19 protein-coding genes and 1 pseudogene are annotated in these 19,245 nt (G+C 66.8%); 10 read left to right on the top strand and 10 right to left on the bottom strand.

Going from position 1 to position 19,245, the window contains the following annotated elements:
• The gene (locus G6R31_RS01580; RefSeq protein WP_017870173.1) at positions 1-324 is read right to left on the bottom strand and encodes a PadR family transcriptional regulator; all 324 of its coding nucleotides are present in this window, start codon (positions 322-324) and stop codon (positions 1-3) included.
• A 180-nt stretch (positions 325-504) separates the two neighbouring features.
• Here G6R31_RS01580 and G6R31_RS01575 point away from each other — a divergent pair, with 180 nt between their 5' ends.
• From G6R31_RS01575 to G6R31_RS01550, 6 genes are all read left to right on the top strand, one after another.
• Positions 505-1,185, top strand: a complete 681-nt coding sequence (locus tag G6R31_RS01575) for a hypothetical protein (RefSeq protein WP_225983426.1) — start codon at positions 505-507, stop codon at positions 1,183-1,185.
• Complete coding sequence (locus G6R31_RS01570; protein ID WP_017870171.1) at positions 1,182-2,159, top strand: ADP-ribosylglycohydrolase family protein; 978 nt, start codon at positions 1,182-1,184, stop codon at positions 2,157-2,159. The genes G6R31_RS01575 and G6R31_RS01570 overlap by 4 nt, the downstream gene beginning before the upstream one ends.
• Positions 2,156-2,707: a nucleotidyltransferase family protein gene (locus G6R31_RS01565; RefSeq protein WP_017870170.1), complete on the top strand. Its 552-nt coding sequence runs from the start codon at positions 2,156-2,158 to the stop codon at positions 2,705-2,707. The genes G6R31_RS01570 and G6R31_RS01565 overlap by 4 nt, the downstream gene beginning before the upstream one ends.
• Positions 2,589-2,921 (top strand): nucleotidyltransferase family protein, encoded by a 333-nt coding sequence (locus G6R31_RS01560; RefSeq protein ID WP_229659278.1) that lies wholly within the window; start codon positions 2,589-2,591, stop codon positions 2,919-2,921. The genes G6R31_RS01565 and G6R31_RS01560 overlap by 119 nt, the downstream gene beginning before the upstream one ends.
• Before the next feature lie 9 nt (positions 2,922-2,930).
• Entirely contained in the window at positions 2,931-4,130 is a 1,200-nt protein-coding gene (locus tag G6R31_RS01555) for an acetyl-CoA C-acetyltransferase (RefSeq protein ID WP_017870168.1), read from the top strand.
• 86 nt (positions 4,131-4,216) lie between these two features.
• Entirely contained in the window at positions 4,217-4,882 is a 666-nt protein-coding gene (locus G6R31_RS01550; RefSeq protein ID WP_017870167.1) for an ankyrin repeat domain-containing protein, read from the top strand.
• A 173-nt stretch (positions 4,883-5,055) separates the two neighbouring features.
• On the opposite strand, the gene G6R31_RS01545 is transcribed toward G6R31_RS01550, so the two are convergent.
• Positions 5,056-7,698: a S8 family serine peptidase gene (locus G6R31_RS01545; protein ID WP_017870165.1), complete on the bottom strand. Its 2,643-nt coding sequence runs from the start codon at positions 7,696-7,698 to the stop codon at positions 5,056-5,058.
• Between the two features lie 256 nt (positions 7,699-7,954).
• Between G6R31_RS01545 and G6R31_RS01540 the strand changes: the two genes are divergently transcribed.
• Positions 7,955-8,467 carry a hypothetical protein gene (locus tag G6R31_RS01540; RefSeq protein WP_017870164.1) on the top strand — a complete coding sequence of 171 codons (513 nt, stop codon included), beginning with the start codon at positions 7,955-7,957 and terminating at the stop codon, positions 8,465-8,467.
• Positions 8,468-8,578: 111 nt separating this feature from the next.
• On the opposite strand, the gene G6R31_RS01535 is transcribed toward G6R31_RS01540, so the two are convergent.
• The 4 genes from G6R31_RS01535 to pgeF all read right to left on the bottom strand — a co-directional run bounded on the left by G6R31_RS01535 (position 8,579) and on the right by pgeF (position 14,033).
• Complete coding sequence (locus tag G6R31_RS01535) at positions 8,579-9,835, bottom strand: type IV pilus twitching motility protein PilT (protein ID WP_164993995.1); 1,257 nt, start codon at positions 9,833-9,835, stop codon at positions 8,579-8,581.
• A gap of 44 nt (positions 9,836-9,879) precedes the next feature.
• Positions 9,880-12,543, bottom strand: a complete 2,664-nt coding sequence (locus G6R31_RS01530) for an ATPase, T2SS/T4P/T4SS family (protein ID WP_017870162.1) — start codon at positions 12,541-12,543, stop codon at positions 9,880-9,882.
• A 234-nt stretch (positions 12,544-12,777) separates the two neighbouring features.
• Complete coding sequence (locus G6R31_RS01525; RefSeq protein ID WP_017870161.1) at positions 12,778-13,287, bottom strand: YqeG family HAD IIIA-type phosphatase; 510 nt, start codon at positions 13,285-13,287, stop codon at positions 12,778-12,780.
• A complete protein-coding gene (gene pgeF / locus G6R31_RS01520) occupies positions 13,284-14,033 on the bottom strand; it encodes a peptidoglycan editing factor PgeF (protein WP_017870160.1) in 750 nt (249 codons plus the stop codon). Before pgeF ends, G6R31_RS01525 begins: the two co-directional genes overlap by 4 nt.
• Before the next feature lie 80 nt (positions 14,034-14,113).
• Here pgeF and G6R31_RS01515 point away from each other — a divergent pair, with 80 nt between their 5' ends.
• Complete coding sequence (locus G6R31_RS01515; protein ID WP_017870159.1) at positions 14,114-14,908, top strand: enoyl-ACP reductase FabI; 795 nt, start codon at positions 14,114-14,116, stop codon at positions 14,906-14,908.
• 74 nt (positions 14,909-14,982) lie between these two features.
• Here the strand turns inward: G6R31_RS01515 and G6R31_RS01510 are convergent, their stop codons facing one another.
• Positions 14,983-15,621: a nitroreductase family protein gene (locus G6R31_RS01510; protein ID WP_017870158.1), complete on the bottom strand. Its 639-nt coding sequence runs from the start codon at positions 15,619-15,621 to the stop codon at positions 14,983-14,985.
• Positions 15,622-15,710: 89 nt separating this feature from the next.
• Between G6R31_RS01510 and G6R31_RS01505 the strand changes: the two genes are divergently transcribed.
• Positions 15,711-16,061: a winged helix-turn-helix transcriptional regulator gene (locus tag G6R31_RS01505; RefSeq protein WP_017870157.1), complete on the top strand. Its 351-nt coding sequence runs from the start codon at positions 15,711-15,713 to the stop codon at positions 16,059-16,061.
• Here the strand turns inward: G6R31_RS01505 and G6R31_RS17125 are convergent.
• The 3 genes and pseudogenes from G6R31_RS17125 to G6R31_RS01490 all read right to left on the bottom strand — a co-directional run.
• Positions 15,953-16,594: pseudogene (locus tag G6R31_RS17125) on the bottom strand (IS630 family transposase); the annotation flags it as partial. The gene G6R31_RS01505 and the pseudogene G6R31_RS17125 overlap by 109 nt on opposite strands.
• Positions 16,595-16,755: 161 nt before the next feature.
• Positions 16,756-17,274, bottom strand: coding sequence for a winged helix-turn-helix domain-containing protein (locus G6R31_RS01495; protein ID WP_081608229.1), 519 nt, complete (start codon positions 17,272-17,274; stop codon positions 16,756-16,758).
• Positions 17,275-17,378: 104 nt separating this feature from the next.
• A complete protein-coding gene (locus tag G6R31_RS01490) occupies positions 17,379-17,864 on the bottom strand; it encodes a GreA/GreB family elongation factor (RefSeq protein ID WP_017870154.1) in 486 nt (161 codons plus the stop codon).
• A 197-nt stretch (positions 17,865-18,061) separates the two neighbouring features.
• On the opposite strand from G6R31_RS01490, the gene G6R31_RS01485 reads away from it, so the two are divergent.
• Positions 18,062-19,222, top strand: coding sequence for an MFS transporter (locus G6R31_RS01485; RefSeq protein WP_025567032.1), 1,161 nt, complete (start codon positions 18,062-18,064; stop codon positions 19,220-19,222).
• The last annotated feature ends 23 nt before the right edge of the window (positions 19,223-19,245 follow it).

Raw genomic sequence — 19,245 nt, 5'->3', positions numbered from 1 at the left:
TCAGGCCCCGGTGAGACGGTGAACGGCTCCGGTGAAGGTCTGAAATTCCTCGCGCTTCTGGGCCAGGCGCTCTCGCCCGAGGTCGGTGAGGGCGTAGTACTTGCGCGGCTTGCCGTTGCGCCCCGCTTCGCCAAACTGCGGCGCGAGCAGGCCGTCCACTTCCAGGCGGTGCAGCGCCGGGTACAGGCTGCCTTCCTTGAAATCGAAATACCCGTTCGTCCGCTCCCTGGCCTCCTGAATGATGGCGAAGCCGTACAGGGGCCGCCGCTCCAGAATGGTCAGCAGAATCAGGTCGAGGTTGCCGCGCAGCAGGTCAGGGTTCATCAGGGCTTCTCCTTGCGGGCGTGGGCTGTCCGGCGTCCCGGTCAGTTGCCGCCCCACATAGCTATGTCTGTCTACATAGTCTGTCTGGGTTACCCGAATGTCAAGCCTAGTCCGCCTATGGTTCATTCGGCAGATGTGCCGACAGAGACAGAGCGTCAAGCTAGGAGGATGCAACCCTGGATGCTGCGGGCGCCTGCTTACGACCTCTCCCCTGCCGATGAGGAGGCTTGCCAGGCAGCGCTGGGGGTGAAAACGGCGGCGTTGCTGCCGGAAGCACTGCCCAGATGGGTCTTTTTACGGTGGCTGGCGGAACAGGGGTTTTTGCTGCACGGGTCGCCTGTCAATGACCTCAAAGAGTTGCACCCAGCAGACAAGGCTTACAGACAACCCGACGAATTCAGCAACACAATCGGCGTCTACGCGGCGTCGGACGGCATCTGGGCGATGATGTACGCCCTCCGTAACCCTCAGACCACTCAAATGAGCGACATGTGCCTACGGCTTCGGGAAGAGGGACAGTGGAGCGAGATGCTTTATTTCATGTCTCTGGCACCCAGACAGGGGCAGGTCAACAGGGCAGAAGAATTGCTCACAAGAGGCTCGGTCTATGTTCTGAGCCGGGAAGGCTTTCAAAGCTCACCGCCTTACCATCATTCTGGTCTCGGTGAAGTTCAGGAAAGTCACTGGGTTTCCCCCTCCCCCGTCCGGCCCCTGTTTACCGTGCCCGTGCAGCCCGCCGATTTTCCCCTGCCCGTGCGCCTGCACGACCGGGCAACGGTGGACGCCCGCTGCCGGGCCGACCCCTGGGGCTTTCCCTGGCTGACTGCGCACCCTGGCTGGATGCGGAAGAATGACCTATGACCGACCGCCGCCTGTCCGCCCTGCTCTCGCTGAGCGCCGCTGACGCGCTGGGGGCCGCCACCGAGTTCAAGACGCCAGACACGATTCGCGCCCGCTACGGCCAGAGCATCACGACCTATCAGCCCGGCAGCGTGTTCGGGTTCGCGCCCGGCGAGGCCACCGACGACAGTCAGATGGTGGTCGCCACCCTGCTCGGCTACCGCAAAGGCGACGGGCTGAGTGGCGTGCTGGCGGGCCTGCGCGACTGGCTGTCCACCGCCCCCCCGGACGTGGGCGGCCTGACCCGTGCGGCCCTACATTTCGGCACCCTGGACGGTGGCGTGCGGGCCTGGGCGCAGAGCGGCTTTCAGTCGGCGGGCAACGGCGGCCTGATGCGAATCGCGGCGGTGTGGCTGCGCGGCTTTCGGGGCGAAGAGTTGGCCCGCGAGAGTGCGGCGGTCACGGCGCTGACCCATGCCGACCCGCGCTGCGTGTTCGCGTCGGTGTTTTTCACGGCCTTTCTGGAAGCGCTGGAACAGCAAAGCGCCTACGCCGACGCTGCCGAGGCCGCGCTGAAGGTGATGGACGCGACGGACGCCCGCACCCTGCTGCTGGATGCGGGTCTGTTCGGGGTGGACACCCGCGCCGCCTTCGACGCCTTCAAGAGTGCCGAGCGGCAGGCCAGAGCCGACGTGCGCCGGGTGGTCCACGAAGGACTGGGCGGGCGGGTCAAGTCGCAGAGCGGCTACGTGCTGGACACCTTGCAGGCGGCGCTGGCACACGCACAGGCCGACACCTGGCTGGGCTGCGTGGAGAGGGCCGTACTGCTGGGCGACGACTCGGACACGGTGGCCTGCGTGGTGGGCGCGATTTGCGGGGCGCGGGGCCTGAACGTGCCGGAGCATCTGCTGCCCGACCTGCGGTTGGGGCACAGCTGGGCAGGGTGGCAGCGGGAGTGGGCGTGTACGGCGCATTTTCCGGCGCTGCTGGCATGACCGAGCAGGAATTTCTGGCACTGGTGCGGCAAAACCCCATCAACGCCGCGATTCTGGACCGTCTGCCCCAGCTCGAAGCCTTCGCGCCGGGGGTCATGCTGGTGGCGGGGTCACTGTTCGGCACGGTCTGGAACGCGCAGGCGGGCAACGCGCCCACCGACCACATCAAGGACTACGACCTGTTCTCCTGGGACGCCGACCTCAGCTCCGAGGCCGAGGACGCCGTGATTCGGCAGACGGCGGAGTTGTTTGCCGACCTGAACGCCCCCATCGAGATTCGCAACCAGGCCCGCGTTCACCTGTGGTTCAACCCCAAGCACGGCCTGAATCGTCCGCCGCTCTGCTCTGTGCGCGAGGGTATAGAGCATTTGACAGAAAAAGCGCAGCGTTTCTGTCCGACTTGCAAAGCTGCGAAGCAGAGCAGAGCGAGTGAATTTCGACGAGCAGGACGGACTTGTAAAGCTGCGAAGCAGAGAATGGAGCAGGTGGCGGTGTTGTCCCGGCGCACGCGTAATTCGGAGAACTGCTCTAGACCAGTTTCTGATTGAGTGCACCTGCCTGGGCATCAACGCGCAGGGAACCGTCTACGCGCCCTACGGACTGGGCGACATGGAGGCGGGGCGGCTGAAACGCAACGCCCTCAACCATTCACCGGGGCTGTACGCCGCCAAAGCTGCCAGTTACCTCGCCCGCTGGCCCTGGCTGCTTGATACTGAGCAAGTGTCGCCCGGTGAACAGCAGGGGGCCGGGCCGCGCCGCTAGACTCTGGGCATGTCTGAAAACATCGTGATCGTGGCGGCCAAGCGCACGCCCATCGGCAGCTTTATGGGCAGTCTGAAAGACGTGTCGGCGGTGGACCTGGGCGTGACGGCGGCCAGAGCCGTGCTGAGCGGCGTCAGCGACGAGGTGCAGGCCGACATCGCCGACGTGATCGTGGGCTGCGTGCTGCAGGCGGGCCAGGGCATGAACGTGGCGCGGCAAATAGGGCGCGGGGCGGGGCTGCCCGACGCAGTGCCCGGACAGACGGTCAACCGCATGTGCGGCAGCGGCCTGCAATCGGTGGTCAGCGCCCTTCAGGGCCTCAAGTCGGGCGACGGGCAGATTTACCTCGCAGGCGGCACCGAGTCCATGAGCCGCGCTCCGTACCTGCTGCCCCGCGCCCGCGAGGGCTACCGGCTGGGACACGGCGAGCTGCTCGACACTATCCTGACCGACGGCCTGACCGACGTGTTCCACAACTACCACATGGGCATGACCGCCGAGAATCTGGCCGAGAAGTACAGCATTTCCCGCGAGGAGCAGGACGCCTTCGCCCTGGAATCCCAGAACCGCGCCGCCGCCGCGCTGGAAGGCGGGTTCTTTGCCGATGAAGTGGTCTCCGTCGAAGTCCCGGGCCGCAAGGGGCCAGTCACCTTCAGCCAGGACGAGTACCCCCGCGCGACCTCTCTGGAGGCCCTCGGCAAGCTGCGGCCCGCGTTCAAGAAGGACGGCGGCACCGTGACGGCGGGCAACGCCAGCGGCATCAACGACGGCGCGGCGATGGTGCTGCTCGCCACCGAGAGCTACGCCCGCGAGCGTGGTCTGCCCGTCCTGGCCGAAGTCAAGGGCTACGCGAACGTCGGTGTGGACCCCGCCGTCATGGGCATCGGCCCGGCCTACGCGGTGCCTCTGGCGGTCAAGAAGGCCGGGCTGACCATGAGCGACGTGGACCTCTTCGAACTCAACGAGGCGTTTGCCGCGCAGAGCCTCGCCGTGCTGCGCGACCTGGGCCAGCAGGGGGCCGAGGTGGACCCCGCCAGGGTCAACATCACGGGGGGCGCGATTGCGCTGGGCCACCCCATCGGCGCGTCGGGCACCCGCGTCCTGACCACCCTGATTCACCAGTTGCGGCGCACCGGCAAGGAAACCGGCGTGGCGAGCCTGTGCATCGGCGGCGGCATGGGGATTGCGCTGGTGGTGCAGGCCCGCTGAGGGCGCAGAGGGCAGAGGGGGAAGGGTGGAGGGTGAGCGGCCTCCGTACCCTTCCCCCTCTCCTCTCCACCCTCTACCCTACCCCCATGTCCGACGCCGCCACCGACCTCTTTACCGCCATCCACGCCAACAACCCCGAGGGCGTGCGGCTCCTGATTCAGGCCGAGCCGGAGCTGCTGCACTCGCGCAGTCCGTCCGGCCTCTCCCCCGTCCTGTTCGCGGCGTACTACCACCGGCCCTACGTGCTGGACGTGCTGCTCGCGGCCGGGCCGGAACTGGACGTGTTCGAGGCGGCGGCGACGGGACAACCTCTGCCGGAAGGGGCCGACATAAACGCCTGCAACGTGGACGGCTTCACGCCCCTGCACCTCGCCGCCATGTTCGGGCGCACCGAGGCGGCGCGGGCCTTGCTGGGCAGCGGCGCAGACCTGCACGCACCCAGCCGCAACCCACAGGCGGCAACGCCGCTGCACTCGGCGCTCGGGGGGCGGCAGTGGAACACGGCGCGGTTGCTGCTGGAGCGGGGCGCCGACGTGAACGCCGCGCAGCCCGGCGGCTGGACCCCACTGCTGCTGGCCGTGCGTGAGGGCGAGGCGGAGATGGTGGCCGAGTTGCTGTCACGCGGGGCCGACCCCCATGCCCGCACCGAGGACGGCGAGAGTGCGGCCGACCTCGCACGGGAGAACGGGCACGAAACGTTGCTGGGGCAGTTTCCGGCGTTGAGTGACCCGACTGACGAGGCAGGCGCGTGAGCACCCAGGACGACTTCAGGGCGCGGCGGCAGGCGGCCTTCGGCGCATCGCAGGTCGGGCAGAGCTACACCACACAGCCTCGCCTCCGGACAGATTAAACGCAGCAAGCAATGCGCCCACGCTGCACTTGGCTCAGCGTGGGCGGGATTTTACGGGGTTTTAGCGTCCCAGCTTTACTTCTTCGAGGCGTTCACCGTCAGCACGGGCGAGGTCCAGACTTCCTGGTGGGCGGGGTTGCTCGCGTCGCCCAGCGCCTTGAGCACCGTCAGGCGCACCACGTACTGACCGTTGGGCACGGGCTTGCGCTTGTCCTGCGCGTTGTCGCTCACGCCCCGGCTCCAGCGGACCTGGCCGTCCCAGGCGAAGTTGAAAAATCCGGTCGGGGTGCTGCTGCGCGGCAGGTACTCGTCCTCGCTGCTGTTGAAGAACTGGGTGTTGACGGGCTGCCCCGTCCGGGCGTCGAGCACGTCCATCCGCAGCGAGCGGGCAAAGTGGTCGAGGTGCACCTGGAAGACGGGCACGTCGCTGTCACGCATGGTGAAGGTCAGGTTGTCGGTGGGCACAGTGGTTCCAAGTGCCTCGTCGAAGCGCGCCACGCGGGGCGCCACGGTCAGCACCTTGAGGCTCTGGTAGTCGCCCGCAAAGCCTGCGTAGGGCACGCTCAGCGCCGTGCCGCCGCCCTGCGGGGTCAAGACCACGTAGCCGCCGTACACCGCCTGCGCGGGGGTGCTGCCGGGGTTGACCGTGACCGTCACCTGCGCGGCGCCGCCTGCCGGAACCGTCACGGTGGGGGCGCTGAAGCTCACGCTGGCGGCGGAAGGCTGGGACTTGACCGCGTAGTTGCCGGTGCTCGTCAGGGCACCCTGGTGCGACAGGACGTAGGTGACGGGCGCGGCGCCGCTGTTGTGTACGGTCAGCGTCTGGGGCGCCACGCCGCGCTCACTTTCCCCGAGCGAGAGCTTGGAGGGGGTCACGGTGGCGGTGGTCGTCACGGCACGCACCACGTCCACCATTCCGGCGCCCTGGCGGTGCACGTAGTCGAGCAGGCCGAGGCCCGGGTTGCCGTTCCAGGGCTTGGGGCTGGCGGTGTTTTGCAGCAGCGTGCGCATGTCCCCGGCGCGGATGGGCTGCCCGGCGCGGCGCTTGGCCTCGATGACCAGGGCCGCCACCCCCGCCACGTGGGGCGACGCCATCGAGGTGCCACTGAGGGTGGCGTAGCCGCTGGGGTCAATGCTCAGAGGGTAGGCCGCGCGAATCATGCCGCCGGGGGCGCCCACGTCGGGCTTGAGGTCGAGTTCAGCGCTCAGACCGAAGGAGGTGGAGGTATCGAGGGTGTTGCCCGTCGGCAGCGGGTAGCTGCCCACCCGGTCGGTCCAGGTGATGGTCGCGGCGGGGTCGGCGGCCACGCGGTCGTTGAGCACCTTGCCGAACGCGTCGGACACGCCCACCACCGGAATCTTGATTTCGGGGCTGCCGGTCACGCTGGCGGCGAGGGCGCCGGGCGCGTTGTTGTAGAGGATGACGGCAGCGGCGCCCGCCGCCTGCGCGTTGGCGGCCTTGGCATGGAAGGTGCAGCTGCCGCGCCGAATCAGCACCGCTTTGCCGCTCAGGCTGCCCTCAGGCAGCGGCGCACAGCCGTCGGCAGTCGAGGCCGGGGTGCCGGTGCGGGCCAGCGGCAGACTGCCGCTCGTCGGGGCGGCGGGCGAGGGGCTGGCCTGCTGGTAGCCGATGCGGGTGCCGTCAGGCGAGACGGTCAGTTCTTTCAGGGTGACGTGGGTGTTCATGAAGTTCGCCACGCCGATGACCTTGTCGCCCACGCCGGGCGCGCCCGCCGCCCACACGCCACCCGAGCCGCTGTTGCCGATGGACGCGGCCACGACCACCCCGGCGTCCACGAGGTTGCTCGCCGCCACCGCGCTGGGGTACTGCGGCCAGGAGTTGAACGACGAGCCGATGCTCATGTTCAGCACGTCCATGCCGTCTTCGAGCGCGCGCTCCATCGCCTGAATCATGATGTCGGCGCTGGTGCTGCCCTCGCAGCCGAACACGCGGTAGACGCCGAGTTGCGCTTCGGGCGCGACCCCGGGCACGTCGCCCGCCCCCGCCGCAATGCCGGCGACGTGGGTGCCGTGCCCGCCGCAGTCGTCCACGTTGTCCTGCCCCGGAACCGGCGTGTTGCGCCCGGTGTAGGCGTCGCCCACCAGGTCGTACTGCTTGACCACGCGCCCCGCGAACGCCGGGTGGTCGAGGTCGATGCCGGTGTCCATGATGGCGATTTTCACGCCCTTGCCGGTCAGCCCCAGCTCGTTGCGGGCCACGTCGGCGCCGGTCTGGGCCAGGGCGGTCAGCATTTCGGGGCGGCTTTCGTTCACCACGGCGGCGTCGGGCAGCGCCACGTTCAGCACCGGGTACACGCCGCGCACCCCGTCGAGGCTCTGGAGCTTTTTCAGTTCGCCGGGCGCCACGCGCACCGACAGACCGTTCCAGAGCCGGTCGAACTCCAGCCGCTCCTGAAACTTGATGCCCGCCGCTTTCGCCTGCTGCCGGAAGAGTTGCTTCTCGGCGGCGATGGCCGAGCGCTGCCCGCCCTTGCTCGTGGGACGCTCTCCGAACTCGATAAACCACAGCTGCGGCGTTTCGTCCTGGGTCAGCGGACCCGTCACCGTCTGGGCCTGGAGGGAGGTGCCCGGTGCAGCGGCCTGGGCCAGCGTGGGCGCGGTCCGGGCCTCCGAGGCGGCGGGCGAACCCTGCTGACCACAGGCGGCGAGGGAGAGCGAAAGCAGCAGCAGAGCAGCGTTGCGGGGAGCGTTCTTCATCAGGACTCCAGAAAAAGAATGAGGGCCAAGGAGCGTGAACCGGGCCTGCCAGCACTCGGGGGAACCAGTAGCAAAACGAAATTGTGAACCTTGTGAAGAAGACTATATAGGCTTCTCACTTGACGGTGTGAATTGGTTGACATTCAAGGGGGTGACTGTTGGGGCGAAGTGCGGTGGTTTCCCCAGGCTCCCGCTCCTCAAGACACGTCAAGGAAACTCCAACGCGCCGCCGCCCCCCAGCGCCCACAATGCCGCTATGGACGAACAGAACAAGACGACGGCCACCGGCACCGTGACCACCCACACCGATGCCGGAGCCGACAGCGCCCGTGACGTGCATCAGGCGACCTACACGACCACGCCTCTGGACAGCCGCGTGAGCAGTTCCAATGAGGGTCTCGGCGGTGCCGTCAGTCCGGTCATGCCCGACCCCAAGGAAGTGACGGGGCAATTCGACCACCTCGCCACCCGCGACCCCGAAGCGATGGAGCAGCGCCTGCAGACCCCCGAATTTGCCGGGGCCGAAACGACGGCGGGCCTCGGCAGCGAGTCTCTGGCCGGTCTGCCTGCGGGCGGTGACGTGGCGGGCTTCGGCGGTGCGGGGATGTTCGAAACTGGTCTGGGGCCAAGTGGCACCCGTACGAATGCCGACCCCAACGCCGGCTACACCGCCCCTGCCCTGAGCGGTCCGCCCCACGTCAGCGAGCAACCCGGCGACCTGCCCCCCGGCGAAACCGAGGAACTCAAGAGCCAGATCGAAAACCGCTGAGCCTCGCCCAGAAAGCGCCGCCCACAGCGAGAAATCCGGTGTGGGCGGCGCTTGTCTGTTCGCGTTCTGACCGTTGCTGCCCAAACGGGCGAAGGAGCGTTCAGGCCCGCATCAGCGGCGGCCAAACCCCCCAGGGCGTCCGGGGTCGTTGCGACCCGACGCGGGCGTGGCCGGAGCTGCCGGGGCCGCCGCACCCCGTCCGAAGTCGCCGCCGCGCCCGGCACCGCTGCTGGCCGCGCTGCTGTAGGCCGGAACCGGCGGCGCGGCGGGCGTCATGGCCGCGCCCCCCAGACCCGCCGAGGGGTCGTTGGCGAGGCGGGCGAATTCCTTGGGGTCGATGGCACGTTCCAGGCCCTTGTCGTAGGTGATCAGGTGCTTGCGGAACAGTCCGGCGAGGTAGGCGTCCATGGTGACCATGCCCTCGCGGGCGCCGGTCTGCATCACGCTGGTGATCTGGAAGGTCTTGCCCTCACGAATCAGGGCGCGGACTGCCGGGTTCGCCAGCAGAATCTCGTAGGCCAGCACGCGGCCCTGACCGTCGGCGCGGGGCAGAAGCTGCTGGGTCATCACCGCGACGAGGTTGTTGGCGAGCTGCACGCGAATCTGTTCCTGCTGCTCTTCGGGGAACACGTCCACGATACGGTCGATGGATTCGGGCGCCGAGTTGGTGTGCAGCGTGCCCATCACGAGGTGCCCGGTTTCGGCGGCGGTCACGGCGGCCTTGATGGTTTCGTAGTCACGCATTTCGCCCACCAGAATCACGTCGGGGGCCTGCCGCAGCGCGGCCCGCAGCGCGTCGTCGAAACTCAGGGTGTCGGCCCCGACCTCGCGCTGGTTGATGATGCTGGCCTTGTTGGGGTGCATGAACTCGATGGGGTCTTCGATGGTCAGGATGTGCAGCTTCTTGGTGGTGTTGATGTGGTCGATCATCGACGCCAGGGTGGTCGATTTGCCCGACCCCGTCGGCCCCGTCACCAGCACCAGCCCACGCGGGGCGCTCGCGATGTCGATGACGGTCTGCGGCAGCCCCATCTCGGCGATGGTGCGGACGGTGGTGGGAATCAGTCGCATGACGCCGCCCACATTGCCGCGCTGCATGAAGGTGTTCACGCGGAAACGGGCCTTGTCGCCCAGCGCGAAGGAAAAGTCGAGTTCGCGCTTTTCCTCGAAGGTGCGCTGCTGGCGCTCGTTCATCATCGAGTACATCAGCTTGCGGGTGTCGGTGGGCGACAGGGCTTCGAAGCCCTGCGAGTCGTAGGTGCCCGAGAGCTTGAACTGCGGGGGCAGTCCGGCGGCGAGGATGACGTCGGACGCGCCCTGGTCGGCGGCGACGCGCAGGATGTCGGTGATGTCGATACCGGAAGTCATGGTCATGGGTCAGGGTTCCTTTGGCGTTGCGGCTTCGGCGGGCTTCAGTTGGCGGTGGCGGCCAGCACTTCTTCGAGGGTGGTCAGGCCCTGCAAGGCTTTCTCGATGCCGTCCTGACGCAGGCTGCGCAGGCCGCTTTCGTTGAGCGCGATGTCACGAATCTCGGCGGCGGGGCGCCCGGCCCCGATGGCGCGGCGCAGCGAGTCGTCAATCACCATCAGCTCGTGAATCCCCATGCGGCCCTTGTAGCCGGTGCCGCCGCAACGCGGACACCCGGCCCCGCGCACCAGGTTGGCGCCGCGAATCTCGCGCTCGCCGATGCCCAGGCGCCGCAGCACTTCGGGGTCGGCGTTGGTGGGCTGCTTGCACTCGCTGCACACCCGGCGCACCAGCCGCTGCGCGAGCACGCCCATGACCGACGCCGAGATGTTGAAGTTCTCGACGCCCATTTCTTCCAGTCGGGTCACGGCGCCCGGCGCGTCGTTGGTGTGCAGCGTCGCCAGCACCATGTGGCCGGTGAGCGCGGCTTCCACGGCAATCCTGGCGGTTTCAGTATCCCGGATCTCGCCCACGAAGATGATGTCGGGGTCCTGACGGAGAAAGGCGCGCAGCGCGCGGGCGAACGTCATGCCGGTGGTGTTGTTCACCTGCGACTGCACGATGCCCGGCACCTCGTACTCGATGGGGTCTTCGATGGTCGTGGTGTTTTTCTCGGGCTTGGCGATGCGCTTGAGGGTCGAAAAGCAGGTGAACGACTTGCCCGACCCCGTCGGCCCGGTGACCAGAAAAATCCCGTTGGGCCGCTCGATGATTTCGGTGTAGCGGGCGTAGTTGTACTCGGAGAATCCAAGCTGCTCGAGTTCGGGGATGTTGCTCGCCTTTTGCAGCAGACGCATCACGGCCTTTTCGCCGTACACGGTGGGCAGGGTCGAGAGACGCAGGTCGAGGTCGATGCTGCCCTTTTTGAAGCGGATGCGCCCGTCCTGGGGAATGCGCCGCTCGGCGATGTCGAGGTGCCCCATGATTTTGAGGCGGGCCATAATCTGCTGCGCCGCGCCCTTGGGAAAGGAGTTCTGGTCGCGCAGCGCTCCGTCGATGCGGTAGCGCACCTTGACGCCGTCGTCGGTGGTTTCGATGTGGATGTCCGACGCGTCCTGCAGCGCGGCCTCGCGGATGATCGAGTCCACCACCTGCACGATGGCGCTCTCGTCGGCCACCGAGAGGTCGACTTCCTGCGACTGCTGGGTCTTGTTGCGCTCGGCGAGTTCCTTGTTGAGCTTCTCGAAGCCCTTTTCCCCGAAGTAGCGCTCGATCAGGCGGATGATGTCCTTTTCCGCCATCACGGCGGGCAGGATGTCCTTGCCGGTGATCAGCTTGAGGTCGTCGAGCGCAAACACGTTGCGCGGGTCCTTCATGGCGACGACGAGCGAGTTGCCCTGGAGACGCACCGGAACCACCACGTACCGCCGGGCGGTGGACTCGGGAATCATCAGCGCGACCTTGGGGTCCGGCGGGTTCTGGATGGGGTCGAGAAACTCGTAGCCGAGCTGCGCGGCCAGCGAGCGGGCGAGCATTTCGGGGCTGAGCTTGCCCGACTGCACCAGGGTGTCTTCGAGGCGGCCCCCGCCCACGTTCTGCTTTTGCAGCGCCGAATCCACCTCGTCGGGGCTGGCAAAGCCCAGTTCGGTGATGATCTCGCCCAGCGGCTTGACCTTGCCCTCGCGGGCCTGGACCTGAAGCGCCTCACGAAGTTGATCGCGTGACAGCGCCCCTTCCTGCACGAGCTGTTCGCCCAGGCGCCCGCGCTGGGGGTAGAACTGCTCGATCAATCGCTCGATGTCGCGCGGGCGCGTGAGCATCAGCTGCACCGGGCGCCCGATCAGCGCGCCGATGTCGGGGCGCTTGCGCGGGTCGCTGGTGAGCACCGTCACGCCCTGCTCGGTTTCGTCCACCGGCACGGCCAGGAGGCGCAAGGCGTCGGCGCGGAGCATACTGCCGAGCACTTCCTCGCCAGGGTGAAAGCCGCTGGGGTTGGGAAGGAAGGTGGTGCCTTCCTGCTCGGCCAGCACTTCGTAGAGCTGGTCTTCGGTAATCGCCCGCTGCGAGATCAGGGTGGCCCCGAGCGCCTCGCCGGTCTGCTGCTGCGCGTCGAGCGCCACCTGAAGCTGCGCGTCGGTGATGTAGCCGTGCATGATCAGCCGGTCACCGAGCTTGCCCCCGGCGCGCCCCGTTTCCGACACGCCGCTGGGCACCACGATGTCGAGGCCCAGTTCGGGATAGTGCGTCGCGAGCGCCCACAGCACTTCCTCGCGCAGCGCCTGATACGGTTCGATATCGAGGCCGCTGTCGTCCTCCAGGGTCTCGATAGAAAAGCTCGACAGCGGGTCCACCAGCGCCACCCGCAGCCGGTCGCCCTCCAGTGCGAAGGGAAACGCTTGCAGGTTGAGGGCCGTCTGGGGCCGAATCGAGCGCAGCGCCGCCGGGTCGGGCTGCACCGCCAGCAGGTTGACCAGCGGGATGCCCAGCGCCTCCTCGATGGCGCGGGCAATGCGTCTTTCGCCCACCATGCCCGAGTCGATAAGGACGTCGGCCAGCCGCCCCCCCACCTCGGCGTGCCGCTCCAGCGCCCGCTGCAAGTCGTTGTCGCCCAGATACCCCTGGTCCAGCAAAATCGCGCCCAGACGGCGGTCACCGATCGAAAGAGCCAAGTTCCATCCCTCCAGTCGCTCTGCCCGGCAGAAGCGTGAATCGTCGAGACTCAGGGTAAAGCCCCGCTTGTCACAACTTTATGCCGCAGGCGACACAGTGGGGCAGGCGACACAGTGGGGAGGTCATGCCACCCGGAAAAGGAGAGAAGGCATGTCACCACTTTTTCCGAGCAGAGCGAGTGGAAGAACGTGCGGGACGGACCTTCGCCTGATTCCTGGCACGTCTCCCGAGAGTTACCGGCGGGCCTGCCAGTCGTACCCGTAGCGCCTGAGCACCTGCCGCTCCACCATCCGGGCCAGGCGGGTGTGGGGCAGCGCGTTGTCGATCAGCGGCTCGACCAGCACCGTGTGCATTCCGGTCAGGTTGCCGCCCAGCACATCGGTAAACACCTGGTCGCCCACCATCGCCACCTGATGCGCGGGCAGGCCCAGCGTGTGCAGCGCCCGGCGAAAGGCGCGGGGGTTGGGTTTGCCCGCCATGCCCACGCCCCCGAACCCCAGTTTCGGCAGCCAGAAGGCCGCCCGCTTTGCAGTGGCGTTGCTCAGCAGGTACAGCCCGATGCCTGCGCCGCGCAGGTCGGCAGCCCAGGCAATCATTTCGGCGGCGTCCTCGTAACTGCGGTACGGAATCAGCGTGTTGTCGAGGTCCAGCACCAGCCCGCGCAGGCCCCGCGCCGCCAGAAACTCGGGCGTGATCTGCGAGACGTGGGCGATCAGGTCGTCGGGACGCAGCAGCGGTTTCATGCCTGCTCCCCCGCGTGAACGGGCAGCCCGATGACCGCCCACATGCGCCCGGTCTGCCCGTTGTCCCGGCGGTAGGAGTAGAAGTCGGCCTCGGTGGAGCAGCGCCCACTGACCCAGACGTCCCCCACTCCAGCTTCTTCGAGCAGGGCGCGGTTGGCCCCGGCGAGGTCGAGATGAATGCGCCCTCCCACGTCCAGCACGAAGTCCCCCAGCCTGGCGGCGCGAAACTGCGCGGCCACTTCCCCCCCCACCTCGTAGCGCTCGCCGCAGATACCGGGGCCGACGGCGGCGCGAATTCGTTCGGGGCGGGCGCCGAGGTTCACCATCTGCTCCACCGTCCTCTGCCCGATGCGCCCCACCGTGCCTTTCCACCCGGCGTGCGCCGCACCGACGACGCCCGCTTCCACGTCGGCGAGCAGCAGCGGATAGCAGTCGGCGGTGCCGATGGCGAGCAGCACACCGGGGGTACGGGTCACCAGCGCGTCACCCTCCCAGACGCCGGGGGCCTGCGCGTGAACGACCTGCACGCCATGCACCTGACTTAGCCGGGCAAAGTCCGCCGCCCCGAAGCCCAGCGCCGCCGCGAGCCGGGCGCGGTTTTCGGCCACCGGGCGCGGGTCGTCCCCCCGGTCGTCCAGATTCAGGCCCGCATAAGGCCCCTGCGAAACGCCGCCCGCCCGGGTGGAAAAGGCGTGTGGCAGCGGCAGGTTCGGCGCGTGAAGCAGCGGGAGGCCGGGGGCAGTCATCCCCAGAGTGTACCGGGGCCGCCGCCCTGGCTGAACCTGCTCCAACCATCTTTACCCCGCCACGCGTTAGAGTCCCCCGCATGAGTGTGACGATTGACCTTTCGGGCAAGACGGCCCTGGTGATGGGGGTCGCGAACGCCCGCAGCCTGGGCTGGGCGATTGCCGAACAACTGCTTCAGGCGGGCTGCCGCGTGGGATTTTCCTACCAGGGCGAGCGCCTGCGCGGTGAACTGGAAAAACTGACCAAGGACTGGGAAGGCACCTGGATTCAGCAGGCCGACGCCACCAGCGACGAGGACATGGACGCGCTGTTCGCCCGCGTGAAGGACGAATTCGGTGAGCTGCACCTCCTGGTCCACTCCATCGCCTTCGCGCCGCGTACCGCGATGGACGGGCGCTTTATCGACACCACCGCCGACGACTGGAACACCGCGCTGAATGTCAGCGCCTACACGCTGGTGTCGGCCTCGCGCCGCGCCGAAGCCCTGATGCCCAATGGCGGCTCCATCATCAGCTTGACCTACCACGCCTCGCAGCAGGTGGTCCCCAAGTACAACGTGATGGGCGTCGCCAAGGCCGCGCTGGAGGCCGCCACCCGCTACCTCGCCGCCGACCTCGGCGAGCGCGAGATTCGCGTCAACACCATCAGCGCCGGGCCGATGCGGACCATTGCCGCCCGCTCGATTCCCGATTTCGGCAAGCTGTACAACAAGGGGGCCATGAACGCGGCCTTCGGGCGCAACGCCACCTCCGAAGAAGTCGGCAAGCTCGCGCTCTTTCTGCTTTCCGACCTCAGCAGCGGCATCACCGGGCAGACCGTGTACGTGGACGCGGGCCTGAGCATCATGACGGTGAAAGAAGGTGCCGAAGGCTGAGCGCGAGTACGACAGAAAGCAGGACCGGAACAGAGTCGTCCGGTCCTGCTTTTTTGTTGCGCTGCTCAGGAAAATCAGTAGAACTTGGCGACCCGCTCCACGCTGTGGCGGTGGTGGGGGTAGCCTTCCTCGGCCCGCTTGCCCAGGGGCAGAATCCCGGCGAACTGCACGTGCTCGGGCAGGTCCAGAATCTGGCGCACCTTGCCGTGGTCGAAGCCCAGCATGGGCACGGTGTCGTAGCCCAGGCCACGCGCGGCGAGCATCAGGAAGCCGAAGGCGATGTTGGCCTGCGACAGCCCCCACTGCCCACGCTGCGCGGTGTCCTGCGCCCCGAAAGCGCCGTCGAACGTCGCCCGCTGCTGGGTGCGGCCCGCGTCGCCGAGGCCAGGGTGGGCGGTGTCTTCCGCCGTTTGCAGGGTGTCTTCCATGTCGCTGTAGATGACAATCACGGCGGGCGCGCTCGTCACCTGGGGCTGACCGTAGGCGGCTTCGCGCAGTTGCTCCTTGAGTTCGGGGGTCTGCACCACCGCAAAGCGCCAGGTCTGGGCGTTCCAGGCGCTCGGCGCGAGGCTGGCGAGGCGCAGGATTTCGCGCAGGTCATCCTGATTCATGGGTTCCTGCACGAACTTGCGGATGCTGCGGCGGGCTTCGATGGCTTCGGTCATGCTCAGCGGGCGCTGGGTGGCGGCGGGGGGCGTCTGGGTCGCAGTCATGGGCGACAAGTTAGGTCAATCGCTTTAAAAAGTCAAGCAATATGGTTTTTGTCATGCTTTGCTCTCCGACATGGTGTAGGATGCTTGGCATGAGCGACGCTGTTTTCACCACCCTCTGTCCTGCCTACCGCGCCATCGGCGTCTTGCAGGAAAAATGGGTGCTGCACATCGTCCGCGCTCTGCTGGGCGGTGAAAAAGGCTTCAACGAACTTGCCCGCGCCGTGGGGGGCTGCAACAGCGCCACCCTGACGCAGCGCCTGGAGAGCCTCGAAGACCTGGGGGTCATTGCCAAGCGCACCGAGGACGGCGGCGGCAAACTTGCCCGCAGCGTCTATTCCCTGACGCCTGCCGGGCAGGAACTGCAAACGGTCATCAACGCCATCGACGCCTGGGCCAGGGCGCACCTCAGCGAAAGCGAGCTGCCGCGCTGCACCGGATAATACGGATTCCGATTAATTTTGGCATAAAGGCCACAGTGGAAAAGGGTGTACTGGGAGAGAAGGTCTAGCTGCGTCTCAAGCCAAGCGCATTGCTGTCCGAGAACTTCACTAAGGGCGTCAAGGCTTTCAAAGCATCTGTTGGCTATGGTGGCGTCGGTTAGTTGCCAGAGTCGTTCAGCAGGCTGCAACTCTGGTGAATATGGGGGGAGGCGAACCGTTTCTATACCGCTTGGATGTCCCTGCTGTGCAGGGACGTGGAACCCACCACCATCTTCAACGACAAGAACGTGATGGTCTGGCCCCGCGTCCACACTTTCAGCAAAGGCCGTCATCACTGCTTGGTATGCGTCTTTGTTCAAAGTGGGAACAAGCCAAAAACGGCCTTCACCTGTTTCAGGGTTAACAAAGGCATAGATATAGAGCCATTCGTAGCGGGGTTGTACTGGACGAAGAGGTGTTTGCCTCGTTGGTGCCCATATTCCAGCGGATATGGGAAGCAACCCTACGCGGTGTTCGTCCATGCACCAGAGTGAGACGCGGGAATGGAGAAGCTCCGCTTGGCGAAGCTTCTCCCCTAATACGGATTCCGCTTAATTCCTGCACAGTCGGGAAAGCGCCGCCTGTGCATCCATATCGCGTAACCCGTATTTTTTCCTACTCGCATCCGCTCGGATTGAATCTGAAACTACCAGATTCAATCGGAATCCGTATAAAACTTTGTTTTGAATGCTTCCCTTGCCTCGTCACTGCTTCCAGTATGTCTGGGACGCGGTTTTTGTTTTGAAAATCCAGCAGCATCTAGCCACTCGTAGACTCTAGCCAGATGTACCTCTTTACCAAATTCACGCTGCACCCACTCATGAAGCTTTTTACCGTCCCAGAGGATACCTTGAGCAAAATCATCGTGAAGCTGAGCAGCAATGCGTTGCTGCTCAGCAGCAGTCAGAACAGTAGGCGCTCCCCGATTATCATGACGGGCGTCGCGTAGACCAGCTAGACCCAACTCGTGGTAGCGGCGGACAGTACGACGTGCCGCGTTGACTGAGTATTTAGTGAGGTCAAATACCTCGGATTCCGGTTTTCCCTCAGCGATGAGAGCAAGGAACTGTGCCCGTCGGCGTTCTACAGCACAAGTGCTACGCCGGTAGATGTCCCAAAAATCCTGGGGAACGTGACTGAACTGGACAGTCATATAGAGCTTTTTGACGGTCATATTCTGCCAATTTTAATCGGAATCCGTATAAGCCGTCAACAGGCGAACAAGCAGCGGAGGGAGCCTCGAAATCGGTGGCTCCCTCCGCTTTGGTGGTCCGGGCTTCAGTACTCGATGCTCTTCACCTTGTACTTCATCTGCTTGCCGCCTTCGAGGGTGACGACGAACGCCTCGCCCTTCTTGCGGCCCATCAGTTCCTTGCCCACCGGGCTGTCCTCGCTGATGCGGGTCAGGGTCCCGCCGACCATCGCGGCTTCGGCGGCGCTGACGACCTGAACCTTCATGTCCTTTTTGCTGGTTTCGTTGGACAGCTGCACGATGGCCCCGAGTTCGACGCGCCCGCCGTTTTCGTGGTCCTCGATCAGGGTGGCGCGGGCGAGCGTGTCCTCGAGTTCGTCGATGCGGGCCTCGATGTTCATCTTCTCGCGCTTGGCGTCTTCGAGGCCGGTGTCCTCGTTGTCGGCGCTCGTTTCCATCTGCTCCTGAAGGATGCGGGTGGCTTCGTTCAGGCGGTTTTGCTCCTGGGCCAGCGCCTTTTCGAGACGCTCGAAGCCTTCACGGGTGAGTCGGACTTGTTTGGGCTGGGTCACTTCGTTGCTCCTTACGGCGGCCGGTACCGGGCCGCTGCTTGATGGCAAATCACAGGTTCGGGGCTAGAATTCGCCGCGCATTCTGCCACAGCCCCCCGTCCCTGACAATGCGCTGGCAGGGCCGCACGTTAGCGCCGCCGTGACGCCCGCCGAAAGCGCCAGGGCCAACCAGGGCCAAACCGCTACTCTGCGTCCCGATGCCCGCTGCCGACCCTGCCCCTCCCCTGCCCGCACGTCTTTCCGCTTCCGTTCTGGGGGCCGGGGCCGCGACCTTCCTGACCCTCGGGGTGCTTCAGGCCATCTACGGCCCGGCCTTTCCCGCGTTCGAGGCCCGCTACGGGGTCTCTACCGCGCAGGTCGGGGTGATCGCCAGTGCCCACTTCATCGGGTCGGCGGCGGCCCCGCTGCTCGCCGGGCTGCTGCTCACGCGCCTGGGCCTGGGGCGGGTGGTGACGGGCGCCTCGCTGCTGCTCGCCGCCGGGGTCGTGCTGGTGGCCATGTCCCCCACCTGGCCGCTCGCGCTGCTGGGCGCCCTGCTGGGCGGGCTGGGGCTGGGCGGGGTTTCGGGGGCACTCAACGCCGCCTACGCCGTGGCGGGGACGCAGGCCATCAATTTCGTGAATGCCGTGTTCGGGGTGGGCAGCATGGTCGCGCCGCTGCTGCTGACCTTCGCCTCGCGGCAGGCGGGGGACGTGGCGGGGGGCCTGCCGCTCGCGTTCGCCACCATCGCCGGGCTGGTGGGACTGAGCCTGGTCGCCGCCGCCGCCTGGGGCCTGCCCCGGCTGGCCCACACCGCTGGCGACACCGCCGGGGCCGTGGACCGGGGCACCCTGGCGCTGTTCGCTGCCCTGATGCTGGTGTACGTGGGGGTCGAGGTCGGCACCGGGGCCTGGGCCGCCAAGACCCTCGCGGCGAGCGGGCACACCCACCCCGCCCTGGTCGTGAGCGCGTACTGGGGGGGCCTGACCGTCGCGCGGGTGCTGACCAGCCTGCTGGGGGAGCGGGTGGCCCCCGGGCGGCTGGTGCTGGGCGCGGCGCTTCTCACCCTGGTCGCCTCGGCGCTGACAGCCCTGACCACGCTCGCCCCCCTCGCCTACGCGCTGGTCGGGCTGGCGTGCGGCCCCATCTTTCCCACCGCGCTGGCCTGGGCCGCCCGGCACCTTCCGGCGCGAATGGTGCCCTTTTTGCTCGTCGGCGGCAGCGCAGGCGGCATCCTGATGCCCTGGCTGCTGGGGCTGGGCTTTACCCGGCTGGGACCGGGAGCGGTGCCGGGACTGCTCGCAGGGGCAGCGGGTGTGCTGCTCCTCCTGGTCGTGCTGACGCTGCGGCGGGTGGGCACCGGCGCGCGTGCCGGGTAGCGAAAAGAGCACGGCGCGACAGG

It is taken from the genome of Deinococcus wulumuqiensis R12, from assembly GCF_011067105.1.
Classification (GTDB): Bacteria; Deinococcota; Deinococci; order Deinococcales; family Deinococcaceae; genus Deinococcus; species Deinococcus wulumuqiensis.
Note: the sequence above shows the minus strand (reverse complement) of the source record. Positions and strands in the feature narration are given on the sequence as shown.

Bases quoted from the DNA above. Each gene is read 5' to 3' on its own strand.
- G6R31_RS01580 (WP_017870173.1), bottom strand. From the start codon at position 324: ATGAACCCTGACCTGCTGCGCGGCAACCTCGACCTGATTCTGCTGACC.
- G6R31_RS01575 (WP_225983426.1), top strand. From the start codon at position 505: ATGCTGCGGGCGCCTGCTTACGACCTCTCCCCTGCCGATGAGGAGGCT.
- G6R31_RS01570 (WP_017870171.1), top strand. From the start codon at position 1,182: ATGACCGACCGCCGCCTGTCCGCCCTGCTCTCGCTGAGCGCCGCTGAC.
- G6R31_RS01565 (WP_017870170.1), top strand. From the start codon at position 2,156: ATGACCGAGCAGGAATTTCTGGCACTGGTGCGGCAAAACCCCATCAAC.
- G6R31_RS01555 (WP_017870168.1), top strand. From the start codon at position 2,931: ATGTCTGAAAACATCGTGATCGTGGCGGCCAAGCGCACGCCCATCGGC.
- G6R31_RS01550 (WP_017870167.1), top strand. From the start codon at position 4,217: ATGTCCGACGCCGCCACCGACCTCTTTACCGCCATCCACGCCAACAAC.
- G6R31_RS01545 (WP_017870165.1), bottom strand. From the start codon at position 7,698: ATGAAGAACGCTCCCCGCAACGCTGCTCTGCTGCTGCTTTCGCTCTCC.
- G6R31_RS01540 (WP_017870164.1), top strand. From the start codon at position 7,955: ATGGACGAACAGAACAAGACGACGGCCACCGGCACCGTGACCACCCAC.
- G6R31_RS01535 (WP_164993995.1), bottom strand. From the start codon at position 9,835: ATGACTTCCGGTATCGACATCACCGACATCCTGCGCGTCGCCGCCGAC.
- G6R31_RS01525 (WP_017870161.1), bottom strand. From the start codon at position 13,287: ATGAAACCGCTGCTGCGTCCCGACGACCTGATCGCCCACGTCTCGCAG.
- pgeF (WP_017870160.1), bottom strand. From the start codon at position 14,033: ATGACTGCCCCCGGCCTCCCGCTGCTTCACGCGCCGAACCTGCCGCTG.
- G6R31_RS01515 (WP_017870159.1), top strand. From the start codon at position 14,114: ATGAGTGTGACGATTGACCTTTCGGGCAAGACGGCCCTGGTGATGGGG.
- G6R31_RS01510 (WP_017870158.1), bottom strand. From the start codon at position 15,621: ATGACTGCGACCCAGACGCCCCCCGCCGCCACCCAGCGCCCGCTGAGC.
- G6R31_RS01505 (WP_017870157.1), top strand. From the start codon at position 15,711: ATGAGCGACGCTGTTTTCACCACCCTCTGTCCTGCCTACCGCGCCATC.
- G6R31_RS01495 (WP_081608229.1), bottom strand. From the start codon at position 17,274: ATGACCGTCAAAAAGCTCTATATGACTGTCCAGTTCAGTCACGTTCCC.
- G6R31_RS01485 (WP_025567032.1), top strand. From the start codon at position 18,062: ATGCCCGCTGCCGACCCTGCCCCTCCCCTGCCCGCACGTCTTTCCGCT.